Here is a 15569-nt window from a genome sequence, read left to right on the forward strand (position 1 = left end):
GAAAGGTCACATACGCGGAACCCAAAATATGCCCCGCACGGCACAAACGCACCTGCACACTAGACGCTTCCGTCGTCAACGGAATACTCCCCCATTGCTTGTATTCCAACGGCACCAACTGCGCCGCCAACCGTGCCAAACAGGCCTCTATAATACTGGCATTGCGCGTCACGCCGACCTTAAGCGCATCTTCAATCACTAAAGGCAACAACGCCGCACTCGGCTGCGAACAATAAATCGGCCCATCAAACCCCGCGGCCAGCAAATAGGGCAACCGACCCACATGATCGATATGCACATGGGTTACCACCAAAGCCCGCACCGCCGACACATCAAATTCGATCTCCAAACGATTCGAATCCGCCCCAGTACCAGACGTCTCCGCCCCCTGAAACAAACCGCAATCCACCAGAACCGAGTTATCACCATCCACAAACAACTCATGGCAAGACCCAGTCACACCCTGCACCGCACCGTGGTGCTTAATATCCAACATACAAATCCCTCTGCAATAGACAAAAAAATAACCTTACCCCACAACAACACCCAACGACAACCGTCTCTTTCCCTTAAAAAAGCTAATGGGGTAAGGCTTTTTTGTCTCATACTAAAGGATTTATTTTGCGAACATCCACTCTTCAGGTAAACTTACGGGCTATAAAAAAACAGATGCCATCCAGAGGAAGCAATGTCAAAATCCGAATTGTCGAACAGAGTCAACGCTGAGAACTTATCTTATGACGATGAAATCGACCTTAAAGAACTCTTTATTGCCCTATGGAAGGGAAAACTCACCATCATCGCTTGTACTTTGGTGTGTGCTGTTATGGCCGTGGTATACGCCCTAAACGCCAAGCAGGTCTGGACAACTGAAGCCCTGATTACTTCTCCACAAGTCAATGACTTTGCCAACTACCAGCGCATGGTCAGTGACTTTCAGCCTGTCTTTGATGTCTACCAAGATGACGGTACGGTCTTAGTGAGCGAAAGGCTAGACGACATTATTCTGCCAGACACTCTATTTTCTATTTATATTCAACAGTTTGAGTCGCGTGCTAACAAAAAGGCTTTTATTGCAGAAAATGCTGAATTTCAGCGTGAACTGAGTGAAGTAAAAGCCAACACCCAAGACAGCACAGAAGAAGAAATCAGAGACAGAGAGGCTGAATTATACAGTGAATGGTATGCTAAATTAGCTGCGACACCAGTGAAGTCCTCTGGTCAAGAGGTGGAGCAATACACCTTGCATGGTCAGCTGAGTACGGGGAATGATAGTTACGAATTTTTAAATGGCTACATTAATTTTGTGGCAGAAAAAGCCCGAGCTATTGCCGTTGCAAACGTGTCTTCTATCGTAGCCAGTAAGCGCAGTGAAATCATGCAACAACAAACCCTGTTTACTGAGCAAGCAAGAGGGCGTCTATTGAACGAACGGGCACAGGCAAAGTATGCCTTAGAAATCGCCACGGCAGCGGGATTAGATGCCCCACAACAAAATCTTAATTCGCAAGACTTGTTTGCTATTAATATCGGTGCCAACGCCCTCGCTGCGAAAGTAAAAGTATTAGATAATCTAACGGAGCTCAGTATCATCGAGCCCAAACTGCACCAGCTAAACGCTAAGTTTGATTTATTAAGCGCCTTAGCCATAGACCCAAATCTAGCGTTCAATACCTTTCAGTTTATTGAAGCGCCGGAAAAACCGATCAGCAGAACCTCACCTAAACGTCCTCTTATTGCTGTATTGGGTGTTTTGCTCGGCGGAATGCTTGGCACCGCCATTGTTCTTATCCGCTACGCCTTCGCTAAAAAAGACTAATCGACCTCTCCCCCAACTTGTTTAAAGTGTAATGGGCAGCTCTGCTCCTCCCCTTGTGTCTTTAAGGGGGTGGCCGAGAGAGAGGGGCTCAAGCCATCATTGCCCAATTCTCCCGCATCAACCAATAATGTTTAAAAACTGTCCGCTTAGCTAACATTTTTCAAACACATTATTTGCATAATGATCTTTGTTAATTTATCATCGTTCACTGACTGAACATGATCAGAAAACCAACAAGCATACCTAACGAGGTAAACGCATGGAAAGCTTACTTACACTACAAAACACCGCACCTTTCCATACTTACTTCCCTTTATTAGTACGCATCGCCAAGGTGCAAGCATGCTAACAGACGAATACCGTTACAAGATTCTAAAGGAGCTGCAACAAGACCCAGACCTTAGTCAGCGAGAGCTGGCAAACCGTTTGGGTATCAGTCTTGGTAAGGCCAATTTTTGTCTAAAAGCCCTTATCGAAAAAGGCTCGATTAAAGCAGATAACTTTAAAAACAGTACTAACAAAACCGGCTATTTATACTTGTTAACGCCAAAAGGGTTAGAGGAAAAAATAACCCTAACACAGCGTTTTTTACAGCGAAAAATCGCTGAATACGAAGCCCTAGAACAAGAAATAGAACAACTGCGCAAAGAAGTAAAATCGTAACCGACAAAACCGTAGGTCAGATGAGACGAGGAATAAAGTCGTAATCTGACGATATAAAGACGAACGAGTAATAAATCACAAGATTTCAAAGAATATGGAAACAATTGAATGAAGTTTTTAGTCACCGGAGCCGCAGGCTTCATTGGTATGAACGTGTGTAAACGTTTGCTAGAAGCAGGCCATGATGTGGTCGGTCTAGACAATTTAAATACCTATTATATGCCAGAGCTTAAGCAGCACCGTTTAGGCCTGCTTTTGCCTTACGCGAATTTTCGTTTTGTGAAAATCGATCTTGCTGACCGTGATGGTATGGCGCAATTATTTGCAGAAGAGCAATTTCAGCGAGTGATTCACCTAGCCGCTCAGGCCGGTGTGCGCTATTCCTTAGAAGCGCCGTTCGACTATGTAGACAGCAATCTCGTTGGCATGATGACTATTTTAGAAGGTTGCCGCCAAAATAAAGTAGAACATCTTGTTTATGCCTCTTCCAGTTCCGTTTACGGCATGAACGCCAAAATCCCATTCAGTGAATCCGATACGGTCGATCACCCCGTGTCACTCTATGCCGCCACCAAAAAAGCCAACGAACTGATGGCGCATTCTTACTCGCATTTGTATAACATCCCCACTACTGGCTTACGTTTTTTCACCGTGTATGGCCCAGGCGGTCGTCCTGATATGGCACCTTGGTTGTTTACGGAAGCCATTTTGAACGACAAACCGATTAAGGTGTTCAATCATGGCAAAATGATGCGTGACTTTACCTACATCGACGATATTGTAGAAGGGGTGATACGCATTCAAGATGTGTTGCCACAAGCACAACACAGCCAAGGCACGACAGCACCGTACGCGATTTACAATATTGGCAACAACCAGCCGATTCAACTGTCTGAATTTATCGAAGCGATTGAAACCGCCTGCGGCAAACCGGCTGAGAAAATCTACATGGACATGCAACCAGGAGATGTACCAAAAACCTATGCAGACACGGCACAGCTTGAAAACGCTGTGGGCTACAAGCCCGCCACCACCATACAAGAAGGTATGGTCAAATTTGTTGAATGGTATAAAGACTTTCAGAAAGAGTTATAACGATGTAGGTCGCGCCTTTAGGCCGACAAAAGATGTATCGTAATCTGACTGTTGAATATGAACTTGCAATGAACGATATGATTTTGTCGTTCGACAAAATACATTTGATATTAATGGTAAACATAATGAAGAAATACAAAATCGCCATTGCCGGAACGGGTTACGTTGGCCTATCCAATGCCATGTTATTGGCACAACACAATGACGTCATCGCGGTGGATATCGTTCCTGAAAAAGTGGCCATGCTAAACAATAAGCAGTCACCGATTGAAGACGTTGAAATCGAAGATTTTTTACAAAACAAAGCCCTTAGCTTTACCGCGACATTAGACAAGCAAACCGCTTACCAACATGCTGACTTTGTGATTATTGCCACGCCAACCGACTATGACCCAACGACGAACTACTTCAACACCAAGTCGGTTGAAAGTGTGATTCAAGACGTACTGGCGATCAACCCACAAGCCGTCATGGTAATCAAATCCACCGTGCCAGTGGGTTATACCAAAAGCGTGAATGAAAAATTCAACACGTCTAACATCTTTTTCTCGCCTGAATTCTTACGCGAAGGCAAAGCCTTGCATGACAACTTATACCCATCACGCATCATAGTCGGGGAACGCAGTGAGCGTGCTGAGGTGTTCGCAAACTTACTCGCACAAGGTGCGGTAAAACAAAATATAGAGATACTCTTTACCGACAGCACAGAAGCCGAAGCTGTTAAGCTATTTTCTAATACCTACTTAGCCCTTCGAGTAGCTTACTTTAATGAATTAGACACTTACTGCGAATCCCATGGTTTAGACACCAAACAAATCATCGATGGTGTGTCGTTAGACCCGCGCATTGGCAACCACTACAACAACCCAAGCTTTGGTTACGGTGGTTACTGCTTGCCTAAAGACACCAAACAGTTATTAGCCAACTACCAAGATGTACCTAACAACCTGATTCGTGCCATTGTGGAGTCCAACGCAACTCGCAAAGATTTCATTGCCGACTCGGTTATCAAGCGCAACCCTAAAGTGGTGGGGATTTACCGACTGGTGATGAAAACCGGCAGTGATAACTTTAGAGACTCGGCCATTCAGGGCATCATGAAACGCATCAAGGCCAAAGGCATTGAAGTGGTGATCTACGAGCCAGTGTTAGAGGAAAGCGAATTTTTCCATTCTAAGGTTATACAAGATCTGGAGGAGTTTAAAAGAGTAGCGGATATAATCATTGCCAATAGACAAGATAAAGTGCTGAGTAATATAGCTGATAAAGTCTATACCCGTGATTTGTTTGGCAGTGATTAGCTTGTATTAAACAATAACTGTAGATCAGATTAGCCGAGGAGCGAGGCGCTTTACTTAAAATTAAACGTGACGTTTAACTGAAATGCTAATTGAATTGAAACATTAAATTAAAATGGAAACGAAACAATGAAAAAGAAAGCCCTGATCACAGGTGTAACAGGACAAGATGGCTCTTATTTGGCTGAGTTTTTGTTAGAAAAGGGTTATGAAGTGCATGGTATCAAGCGTCGTGCGTCTTCTTTTAATACTCAGCGCGTGGATCATATTTTTCAAGACCCACATGTGGATAATGCCAATTTCATTCTGCATTACGGTGATCTGACTGACTCTTCTAATTTGACGCGCATTCTGCAAGAAGTCAAACCAGATGAGGTATACAACTTAGGTGCTCAGTCTCATGTGGCCGTGTCGTTTGAATCCCCTGAGTACACAGCAGATGTAGATGCCATGGGCACACTGCGCTTGTTGGAAGCGATTCGTTTGCTGGGATTGGAAAAGACGACCAAGTTTTATCAAGCGTCGACGTCTGAGCTTTATGGTCTTGTGCAAGAAACCCCGCAAAAGGAAACCACGCCGTTTTATCCACGTTCTCCTTATGCCGTAGCGAAAATGTACGCTTATTGGATTGTGGTGAACTACCGTGAATCTTATGGTATGTACGCATGCAATGGTATTCTGTTTAACCATGAATCACCGCGTCGTGGTGAGACCTTTGTGACTCGTAAGATTACCCGTGGTTTGGCTAATATCGCCGTGGGCTTAGAGAAGTGCCTGTATATGGGTAATATTGATGCATTGCGTGATTGGGGTCATGCTAAAGACTATGTTCGTATGCAGTGGATGATGTTGCAACAAGACCAACCAGAAGACTTTGTTATCGCGACGGGGGTGCAATACTCTGTGCGTCAGTTTATTGAATGGTCTGCAAAAGAGTTAGGCATTAGCTTGAAATATGAAGGCCAAGGCGTAGATGAAAAAGCCATCGTAACTTCTATCGAAGGCGACAAAGCGCCAGCGTTAAAAGTTGGCGATGTGATATTATTGATTGATCCTCGCTATTTCCGTCCTGCTGAAGTTGAAACATTGTTGGGTGATCCAAGTAAAGCGAAGCAAAAACTTGGCTGGATTCCTGAAATTACGGTGCAAAAAATGTGCGCTGAAATGGTTTTAGAAGATTTACAGTTGGCTAAGAAGAATCTTATTTTAAATGAAAATAAATAAGATCGTTCTTTTTAGTAAAAACTGTCATTAATTAAGGTAAATATATAATGAAAATTCTTATAACTGGTGCTTCAGGAATGGTTGGGCGTGAGCTGTCAAAATTAATTCCAGGAGCGTATTGCCCTTCATCTTCAGAGCTTGATTTATTGAACCCTGTTGCTGTTGAAAAATATATGCACAAAGAAAAGTTCGAATATGTAGTTCATCTGGCAGCTTATGTAGGAAGTTTACATGATAATATTGAAAATAGAACTGCCTACTTTGATAAAAATATTTTAATGAATACAATTATAACTAAATACTCATATGAGAGTGGTGTTAAAAATTTTTTAGGCATTCTTAGTACCTGTATTTATCCGGATAATATAATAAATTTTCCAATTAAGGAAATAAGTTTGCATGACGGTGCTCCTCATAAAGATTTAATGTCTTACGCATATGCTAAGAGAAGCCATGCTGTTCAGCTAAAAGCATACAAGGAGTCTTTTGACGTTAATTATAATTATTTAATACCGTGTAATCTTTATGGGGTTGTTTCAGAAAGTCACAAAGGACGATCTCATTATGTAAATGACTTGATTCAAAAAATAATTTTGGCAAAAGAAGCTAATGAATCAAAAATAACTTTATTTGGTGACGGTAGTCCTTTAAGACAATTTATGTATGCTGGTGATTTGGCAAAGATTATTTTTCTTTATATTAATAATGGAATTAATGATTCTTTTAATGTTGCACCGGATATAAATTTTTCCGTAGATAAAATTGCTAGAGTTGCTCTATTAGCTTGTGGAGCTGAGGGTATGGCTATCGAATATGATGACAGTAAACCAAATGGTCAGTTTAGAAAAGATGTTGACACGGCTATATTAAGGTCTTATTTTCCAGATTTTAAATTTTTGGGCTTGGCTGAAGGCATTAAACAAATTTATGAAATCGAATTATCTTTGAAGGTGTAATATGAGCAATAAAACTATACTGGTTGGTCCAACTGGTTTTTTAGGTCCTGCTTTTTTAAAAAAGGATTCTTCTATTATTGCAGTTGGTCGATCAAAGATACCTAGTCATTTGGAAAATCAATTTGTTGAAATAGGCGGAGATTTAGATTTTAGTCCTTTAGATAGAGTAGAATTTGATAACGTTATTTTTTTAATAGGTTGTTCTGAGCATAAATTACTAAATTCTCATCCAACCATGGCGATCGAGAAAAACGTTTTAGCGCTATCGTCTTTTTTGATGTATTTGAAGAAATCAAAGCGAGTTGTCAAAAAAATCATCAACTTTACAACTATGCTTCAGTACGATTCTCTGAAAATGTCAATTCCATGTGGAGAGAATCAACCAAGAAATCCATATGTAAATAATTATGTAATGAGTAAATATATTTCTGAGTTGATTACTGAGCAGTATAGAGATACTTTTTCAATTATAGATGTCCGAATTAGTAATGTTTATGGTCCTACACAGCTTCATAGGCCTGATATTGTACCTTCTCTTATATGGAGTATTCTTGAAACTGCTCAAGCTTCAGTATGGAATAAGACACCTAAACGTGACTTTATTTATATTGATGATGCAGTTGACGCTGTTTTGAAACTAATTCATAGTAATTACTCTGGGCCTATAAATTTAGGTAGTGGTGCAAGTTATTCAGTTGGTGAGCTATGTTTATATTTAGAAGAGATTTCAGGAGTTTCGATTAGTGATCAGAATATTCCTGTATCTGGTCATATGGAATTTTGTCAAGATATTTCACTGATTACCTCTATTATTGATTGGTATCCAAAATATAAGCTATATGACGGTTTAAAATTAACATATGATGAGATGAAGTCTTTTTACGAAACTCAATTCCTTTGAAATGACTTAATTTGATGCTTTAAATTATTTCAATTTTACTAGATGGTACTTTTATATGAATTATATGCTTGCTTCTAGCACTTGGGATCAACATGAATACGCTGCGATTCAGAGGGTTATTGAATCTGATATGTTTACCATGGGTAAGGAAGTCGCGCAGTACGAAAAAGACTTTGCCGCCTTTTTTGGTGCTCAATATGCGCTCATGGTGAGTTCCGGTTCGACCGCTAATTTATTGATGATTGCAGCGTTATTTTTTACGAAGAATGCTAAGTATAAATTGAAACGCGGTGATGAAGTGATTGTGCCTGCTGTATCTTGGTCGACAACGTATTTTCCGTTACAGCAGTACGGATTAAAAGTGAAGTTTGTTGACATTGACCGTCAAACGTTAAACATGGATCTAGACAAATTGGAAGCGGCAATAACCGATGACACGAGAGCAATCTTGTCTGTCAACTTGTTGGGCAATCCAAACGATTTCGCTCGAATGAATGAGATTATTGCTGGTCGCGATATTTTTATTTTAGAAGACAACTGTGAGTCGATGGGCGCCACCTTAAATGGTAAGCAAGCCGGCACGTTTGGCGTGATGGGAACGTTTAGCTCGTTTTTCTCGCACCATATAGCGACGATGGAAGGCGGCTGCGTGGTGACAGACGACGAAGAACTTTATCACATTTTGTTGTGTATTCGTGCACATGGCTGGACTCGTAACCTACCGAAGTTTAATAAGGTAACAGGCGAGAAAAGCGACGATGCGTTTGAAGAGTCGTTTAAATTTGTATTGCCTGGGTACAATGTTAGACCACTAGAAATGAGTGGTGCATTGGGTATCGAACAGCTGAAGAAGTTGCCAAATTTTATTGAAACACGTCGTAAAAATGCGGAGCTATTCCAGTCATTGTTTGCGGATCACCCTTTCATAGAGATTCAGAAGGAAACGGGTGACAGTAGTTGGTTTGGTTTTTCATTGATCCTGAAAGAGAACGCGCCGTATAGCCGAGCAGAGTTGGTGAAAAAACTCGTGGAAAACGGTATAGAGTGTCGCCCCATTGTCACAGGGAACTTCTTAAAAAACAAAGAAGTATTAGAATTCTTTGATTATGAGGTAGCCGGCACGCTAGAGGGTGCGGAATACCTTGATGAGAACGGGCTGTTTGTAGGGAATCATCAGAATGATATTGAAGCAGAAATAAAACTGTTAGCGAAAGTTTTATTGTAATGTATTTAGAAAAAGAAGATTTTAGAGGTCTTGTGCAGCATGGTGTATTGTTTTCAATAGACCTAGTTGTACTGGATACTCAAAATCGAATATTAGTGGGTGAGCGCGTTAACCGTCCGGCACAAGGCTACTGGTTTGTGCCAGGTGGAAGAGTGTATAAAAATGAAACTCTGGCAAAGGCATTTGGACGTATTTGTTTAAATGAGTTAGGTAAAGCGTTTAACTATCAAGAAGCGAAACCGTTAGGGTTATACGATCATTTTTATAATGATAGCGTGTTTGGTGAAGATATTTCGACACACTACGTTAATGCGCCCTATTTGGTAGAACTGTCTGAAATAAACACGTTAAATTTACCTTCTGAACAACATCGTCATTATCGGTGGGTGAAGGTGGCGGATTTTTCTGATGACAACTCAATACATCAATACAGTAAGGTGTTCCTCGATGGCTTGCGTGATTTGTTTTTCACCAGTAGCCACCTGGCTTCTTAAAAATTTGGTAAACGTAAAATGGTAATCAATACAATAGAAGGTAAGCAATTTGAGACTCAGGGTGATCAGTCGATTTTAGATGCTGCGCTTAAGTCCAACTTGGTGTTTGAATACAGCTGTAAAAATGGTCAATGTGGCGTGTGTAAGACAACTCTTCTAAAAGGTGACATTGTCGAGTTGCAAGCTCAATTGGCGCTTACTGATGAGGAGCGTCGTGAAGCTAAAATCCTGACTTGCTGTGCTGCAGCTGTTACAGACATCGAGATAGACGCTGTTGATTTGAGTGCTTTGCACGGTATTGAAATAAAAACATTGCCGGCTCGTGTGAGTCATGTTGCTTATTTGAGTGATAACATCGTGGAAGTCAGGCTTCGTTTGCCTCCAACGGCCAATTTTCAATTTATTGAAGGTCAATATTTAGACGTTATTTGGAACTCGATTCGCCGGAGCTACTCCATTGCAAGCATAAGCTCAGAGAAAGAAATTACCTTGTTGATTAAGCGCTTTGAAAACGGGCAGATGAGTGACTATTGGTTTAATAAAATACAAGCCAATGACTTGCTAAGAATTGAAGGGCCAAAAGGCACTTTCTTTTTACGTGATGCTCATCAGCCCTTGGTTTTTTTGGCGACAGGTACAGGAATTGCACCGATAAAATCAATATTACAAAGTCTAGAGCAGGATGCGAATTATCAACAGGGCAATCCTATTACTGTTTACTGGGGCAATCGATTCCCAGAAGAGTTTGTTTGGCAAGCGGATTTTCATAAGTTAAAAGTGGATTTTTGTAACGTGTTGTCTCGACCTGTGGCTGATTGGGCGGGTGAAACGGGTTATGTGCAAGACATCGCGATGGCGAGACTAACAGAGCTAAGCGATATGGTTGTGTATGCTTGCGGCTCAAATGCCATGATCCAATCGGCGAAACAACAATTAATAGCCTCAGGCTTACCTGAAAATAGATTTCACTCTGATGCCTTTGTGCAAAGTTTTTAGACTATAGGAAATTGTAAATGAAAGCAGTTATTTTAGCCGGCGGATTGGGCACTCGACTCAGCGAAGAAACCAGCACTCGTCCAAAACCTATGGTGGAGATCGGTGGTAAGCCGATACTTTGGCATATTATGAAGATGTATTCGGCGCATGGCATTAATGACTTCATTATATGCTGCGGCTATAAGGGCTATGTGATCAAAGAATATTTTGCTAACTATTTTCTTCATATGTCTGACGTGACTTTTAATATGAAAGACAACCGTATGGAAGTACATGAAAAACGCGCTGAACCGTGGACGGTGACGTTAGTTGATACGGGTGATAGTTCTATGACGGGTGGTCGCTTGCGCCGTGTTGCAGAGCATATAAAAGACGAAGAAGCGTTTTGTTTTACTTATGGCGATGGAGTTTCTGATATTGATATTTCAGAAACTATCCGTTTTCATAAAGCGCATGGCAAACAAGCGACATTGACAGCGACTTATCCGCCTGGTCGCTTTGGCGCACTGGATATGAAAAATGGTTTGGTTCGCAGCTTTAAAGAAAAGCCTCAAGGTGATGGAGCCATGATTAACGGTGGTTTTTTTGTATTATCACCTAGCGTTTTAGAATTGATTGACGGAGATGATTCTACTTGGGAGCAGGCCCCTCTTATGACATTAGCGGAGCGAGGAGAGCTGATGGCTTATGAGCACGAAGGTTTTTGGCAACCAATGGATACGCTACGAGATAAAGTGCATCTTGAAGAACTATGGCAGTCTGGACAGGCCCCTTGGAAAAGTTGGGAATAACCATGGTGAATTCAGCATTTTGGCAAGGTAAAAGAGTCTACCTTACTGGGCATACGGGCTTTAAAGGTAGCTGGTTATCATTGTGGTTAGCTCATATGGGCGCAACGGTAAAAGGCTACGCTTTGTTACCACCAACGCAGCCGAGCTTGTTTGAAGTGGCTAATGTGGCCGATAAGATCGAATCAGAGATCGGTGATATTCGAGATCTTGCGCAAATTTCTGCGAGCATGATGAGCTTCAATCCAGATATTGTCATTCATATGGCTGCACAGCCTCTTGTCAGATTGTCTTATCATGAGCCGCTTGAGACTTATGAAGTGAACGTCATGGGGACAGCTAAGGTATTGGAAGCAGCAAGATCTTGTCGCAATGTAAAAGCCATTGTCAGTGTGACAACCGATAAGTGCTACGAGAATAAAGAATGGGTATGGGGTTATCGTGAAGATGAAGCTATGGGCGGATACGATCCATATAGTAGCTCAAAAGGCTGTGCTGAGCTTGTGACATCGGCTTACCGTCGTTCTTTTATGCAAGAAAAAGGTGTTGGACTGGCTTCTGCTCGTGCGGGTAATGTGATTGGTGGTGGGGATTGGGCGGCTGATCGTCTGATCCCAGACATACTAAGAGCGTTTGAAAAACAAACCCCTGTGATTGTGCGTAATCTGGCTGCTACTCGTCCTTGGCAGCATGTTTTAGAACCGTTGGCAGGTTATTTAGTATTAGCAGAACACCTTTACAACCAGCCTGACGCATACGCCGAAGGATGGAATTTTGGGCCTGCAGAAAATGACGCCAAACCCGTGGATTGGATCCTTAATCAGATGGTATCAAAATGGCCTAATGCTTCATGGCAGTTGGATAGCAACGCGCATCCCCATGAAGCAGGCTACCTTAAACTGGATATTTCCAAAGCCAAATCCAGATTGCATTGGCAGCCAACATGGCATTTGGAGCAAACCCTAAGCAAAATTATCAATTGGCATAAAGCTTGGCTAAATAACGACAATATGCAACAAGCTTGTCTGAACGAAATAAACGATTATATGAGAGATATGCAAAATGCAAACCACTGAAACACTACGTACTGAAATCGCCGCATTGGTTGAGCAATATGCCAAGTTACAATACCAAGAAAAACTGTTTGTTGCTGGTGAGACCGTCGTACCGCCTTCTGGTAAGGTGATTGGTGCAACAGAATTGCAATACATGGTTGAAGCTTCTTTAGACGGCTGGTTAACGACGGGGCGCTTTAATGAACAGTTTGAAAAAGAGTTGGCTGAGTTTATTGGTATTAAACATCTTATTACCGTCAACTCTGGGTCTTCTGCGAACCTTGTGGCCTTTAGTACGTTGACATCCCCTAAGCTTGGTGAGCGTGCTATTAAGAAAGGTGACGAAGTGATTGGTGTGGCGGCGGGCTTTCCAACCACAGTTAACCCAATTGTACAGTTTGGCGCTGTGCCAGTATTTGTTGATGTTGATTTAACGACTCACAATATCAATGCCGATTTGATTGAAGCCGCGATTACTCCAAAAACAAAAGCCATTATGTTGGCCCACACTTTAGGTAATCCTTTTAATCTTGGTAAGGTGAAAGCGCTTTGTGAAAAATACAATCTTTGGTTAGTGGAAGATTGTTGTGACGCGCTAGGGGCTAAGTTTGACGGTAAAATGGTCGGTACATGGGGCGATATTGCTACACTTAGCTTCTACCCAGCCCACCACATGACGATGGGCGAAGGTGGTGCGGTTTTCACCAATAATAGCCAGCTCATCTCCATTGCTGAGTCGTTTCGAGATTGGGGGCGCGATTGCTACTGTAAGCCCGGTTGTGACAACACTTGTGGCACACGTTTCAACATGCAGTTAGGTTCATTGCCGAAAGGTTATGATCACAAATATACCTATTCTCATCTAGGCTACAACCTGAAAATCACCGACATGCAAGCAGCATGTGGTTTGGCCCAATTGAAGCGCTTACCAGAATTTATCGAAAAACGTAACGCGAACTTCGATTATCTGAAAAATCGCCTTGCATCCGTGACTGACTTTATTGAGCTAACAGAACCTACTGAAAACTCTACTCCTTCTTGGTTCGGTTTTCCTATCACCCTTAAAGAAAACGCAGGGGTAAACCGAGTAGACTTAACCAAATACTTAGATCAATGCAAAATTGGTACTCGTTTATTATTTGCTGGAAACCTGATTCGTCAGCCTTATTTTGAAGGCGTGGATTATAGGATTGTCGGTGAATTAACCAACACTGATATCACAATGAACCAAACCCTTTGGCTAGGGATTTATCCGGGTCTAGGTAAAGAGCATCTGGATTATATCGCTGAAAAACTAGAAGAATTCTTTGGTGTGAATTTTTAATGAAAGTTTCTGATGCTGTGGCAAAAATTTTAGCTGCGAATAATGTGACTTATGGCTTTGAGCTTATTGGAGGCATGATTACGCATCTGGTTGATAGTATTAACCAGTATGGCAAAACCAAATTAGTCTCAATGCACCATGAGCAGGGCGCTGCCTTTGCTGCTGGGGCAATAGCTAGAGCAAGCAATCACAAGCAGCTTGGTGTCGCATTAGGTACCAGTGGACCTGGTGCGACGAACTTGATTACAGGCATCGCTGATTGTTGGTTAGATAGTCACCCATGTATTTTTCTTACTGGTCAGGTGAATACTCATGAATTAAAGGGTGAGTTAGGTATTCGTCAACAAGGTTTTCAGGAATTGGATAGTGTTGCACTAGTTAATAGTATTACAAAATACGCAATACAGACACTAGAGCCAAATCTCCTACCAAAACAGTTACAGTATGCAATCGATACAGCTCTAGAAGGTAGGCCAGGTCCAGTATTGTTAGACATCCCTATGGATGTCCAGCGTGCTGAAATTGATGATTATCTTGTAGAAGAAGTGTTAAGCGCTATTGAGCTGAAGAACAACGCGACGGCAGTAACAAATCATCTTCAAGAATGTGATAAGTTAATTGAGTACTTAAATCAGTCGAAAAAACCATTATTCCTATTCGGGGGAGGAGCTGCTAATTCCAAGGCTCTTCCAAGTTTTATTGAGAACTTATCGAGTGCAAATATCCCGTATGTCTCTAGTCTAAAAGGGTCTGAAAAAGTTTTTGCTACGGATTCATACTTTGGCATGATTGGCGCTTATGGAACAAGGGCCGCTAATTACGCTCTGCAAAATTGTGATTTACTTGTTGTATTAGGTAGTAGGCTAGATGTAAGACAGACTGGTGCAAAAGTTGAAGAGTTCGCTAAAAACGCAAAAATAATACAGATAGACTTAGATAAGTCTCAGCTAAGTAATAGAGTAAAATGCGAGTCAATACACGCAAATATTGATGACGTTTTAAACTTTTTTATCGCTCAGGGTTTGCTAGACAAAGCAATTGATTGGAATACTGAGTTAAAAGAAAAGGAAGCAATTTTACTCATTGATGAATACAGTGATTGGTCTATCAGTCCGTTTCAGTTATTTAATTGTCTAAACGAAAAGTTTAAAGATATACCTGTTCAATATGTTGCCGATGTAGGCAATAACCAGATGTGGGCTGCACATACTCTTAGAATTAATAAAAATCAGGCTTGTCATCACTCCGGTGGGTTAGGTGCAATGGGTTTTGCTCTACCCACTGGAATAGGACTGCACTACGCTACTAATAATGCTGTTGTTGTGATAACTGGCGATGGTGGAATTCAGTTGAATATCCAAGAGCTTGACATAATAGCACGCGAAGGCCTGCCTGTTATGATTGTTCTCATGAATAATTATTCTTTAGGTATGGTTCGTGGGTTTCAAGAGCTGTATTTTGACGGCCGAAATTCATCTACCTATTGGGGAGGATATGGCTGTGATTTTCAAAAAATATCGCAAGGTTATCAAACAAACTCAGTAAAAGTAGACTCGTTACAAGGTTTCGAGTCTGCTGTGAGCCAATTCATAAAGAATCCCACTCCATTATTAGTTGAAGTGATTATGCAGGATGCGAGAGAGTGTCGTCCAAGATTAGAGTATGGTAATACTTTAGATAAACAAACACCAATATTGGATGAAAAATAAATTTTAATGATGCTGGTTTTAT

15 protein-coding genes are annotated in these 15569 nt (G+C 41.5%); 14 read left to right on the plus strand and 1 reads right to left on the minus strand.

The window, feature by feature from the left end; genetic code table 11:
- Positions 1-496, minus strand: a 496-nt coding sequence (locus DK187_RS19805) for an MBL fold metallo-hydrolase (RefSeq protein WP_162623567.1), incomplete at its 3' end; no start/stop codon positions are given.
- A gap of 192 nt (positions 497-688) precedes the next feature.
- On the opposite strand from DK187_RS19805, the gene DK187_RS19810 reads away from it, so the two are divergent.
- The 14 genes from DK187_RS19810 (at position 689) to DK187_RS19875 (ending at position 15547) form a co-directional block, all read left to right on the plus strand.
- Positions 689-1819 carry a Wzz/FepE/Etk N-terminal domain-containing protein gene (locus DK187_RS19810; protein WP_111609035.1) on the plus strand — a complete coding sequence of 377 codons (1131 nt, stop codon included), beginning with the start codon at positions 689-691 and terminating at the stop codon, positions 1817-1819.
- Between the two features lie 342 nt (positions 1820-2161).
- The gene (locus tag DK187_RS19815; RefSeq protein WP_111609036.1) at positions 2162-2482 is read left to right on the plus strand and encodes a MarR family EPS-associated transcriptional regulator; all 321 of its coding nucleotides are present in this window, start codon (positions 2162-2164) and stop codon (positions 2480-2482) included.
- Between the two features lie 108 nt (positions 2483-2590).
- The gene (locus DK187_RS19820; protein ID WP_111609037.1) at positions 2591-3577 is read left to right on the plus strand and encodes an NAD-dependent epimerase; all 987 of its coding nucleotides are present in this window, start codon (positions 2591-2593) and stop codon (positions 3575-3577) included.
- 125 nt (positions 3578-3702) lie between these two features.
- Positions 3703-4878: a nucleotide sugar dehydrogenase gene (locus DK187_RS19825; RefSeq protein ID WP_111609061.1), complete on the plus strand. Its 1176-nt coding sequence runs from the start codon at positions 3703-3705 to the stop codon at positions 4876-4878.
- Between the two features lie 126 nt (positions 4879-5004).
- Positions 5005-6099, plus strand: coding sequence for a GDP-mannose 4,6-dehydratase (gmd, locus tag DK187_RS19830; RefSeq protein WP_111609038.1), 1095 nt, complete (start codon positions 5005-5007; stop codon positions 6097-6099).
- A 47-nt stretch (positions 6100-6146) separates the two neighbouring features.
- Positions 6147-7055: an NAD-dependent epimerase/dehydratase family protein gene (locus tag DK187_RS19835; protein WP_111609039.1), complete on the plus strand. Its 909-nt coding sequence runs from the start codon at positions 6147-6149 to the stop codon at positions 7053-7055.
- A 1-nt stretch (position 7056) separates the two neighbouring features.
- Positions 7057-7956 carry an NAD-dependent epimerase/dehydratase family protein gene (locus DK187_RS19840; protein ID WP_111609040.1) on the plus strand — a complete coding sequence of 300 codons (900 nt, stop codon included), beginning with the start codon at positions 7057-7059 and terminating at the stop codon, positions 7954-7956.
- Positions 7957-8011: 55 nt separating this feature from the next.
- Complete coding sequence (locus DK187_RS19845; RefSeq protein WP_111609041.1) at positions 8012-9181, plus strand: DegT/DnrJ/EryC1/StrS family aminotransferase; 1170 nt, start codon at positions 8012-8014, stop codon at positions 9179-9181.
- Positions 9181-9675: a GDP-mannose mannosyl hydrolase gene (locus DK187_RS19850; RefSeq protein WP_111609042.1), complete on the plus strand. Its 495-nt coding sequence runs from the start codon at positions 9181-9183 to the stop codon at positions 9673-9675. The genes DK187_RS19845 and DK187_RS19850 overlap by 1 nt, the downstream gene beginning before the upstream one ends.
- 18 nt (positions 9676-9693) lie before the next feature.
- On the plus strand, positions 9694-10671 hold the full coding sequence (locus tag DK187_RS19855) for a 2Fe-2S iron-sulfur cluster-binding protein (protein ID WP_111609043.1): 978 nt from the start codon (positions 9694-9696) through the stop codon (positions 10669-10671).
- Between the two features lie 17 nt (positions 10672-10688).
- Entirely contained in the window at positions 10689-11462 is a 774-nt protein-coding gene (rfbF, locus tag DK187_RS19860) for a glucose-1-phosphate cytidylyltransferase (RefSeq protein WP_111609044.1), read from the plus strand.
- 2 nt (positions 11463-11464) lie between these two features.
- Positions 11465-12535, plus strand: coding sequence for a CDP-glucose 4,6-dehydratase (gene rfbG / locus DK187_RS19865; RefSeq protein ID WP_111609045.1), 1071 nt, complete (start codon positions 11465-11467; stop codon positions 12533-12535).
- A complete protein-coding gene (gene rfbH, locus DK187_RS19870) occupies positions 12522-13838 on the plus strand; it encodes a lipopolysaccharide biosynthesis protein RfbH (RefSeq protein ID WP_111609046.1) in 1317 nt (438 codons plus the stop codon). Before rfbG ends, rfbH begins: the two co-directional genes overlap by 14 nt.
- Positions 13838-15547 carry a thiamine pyrophosphate-binding protein gene (locus DK187_RS19875; protein WP_111609047.1) on the plus strand — a complete coding sequence of 570 codons (1710 nt, stop codon included), beginning with the start codon at positions 13838-13840 and terminating at the stop codon, positions 15545-15547. The genes rfbH and DK187_RS19875 overlap by 1 nt, the downstream gene beginning before the upstream one ends.
- Positions 15548-15569: the final 22 nt, after the last annotated feature.

Origin of the sequence: Marinomonas arctica, from assembly GCF_003259225.1 — a bacterium.
Lineage (GTDB): Bacteria > Pseudomonadota > Gammaproteobacteria > Pseudomonadales > Marinomonadaceae > Marinomonas > Marinomonas arctica.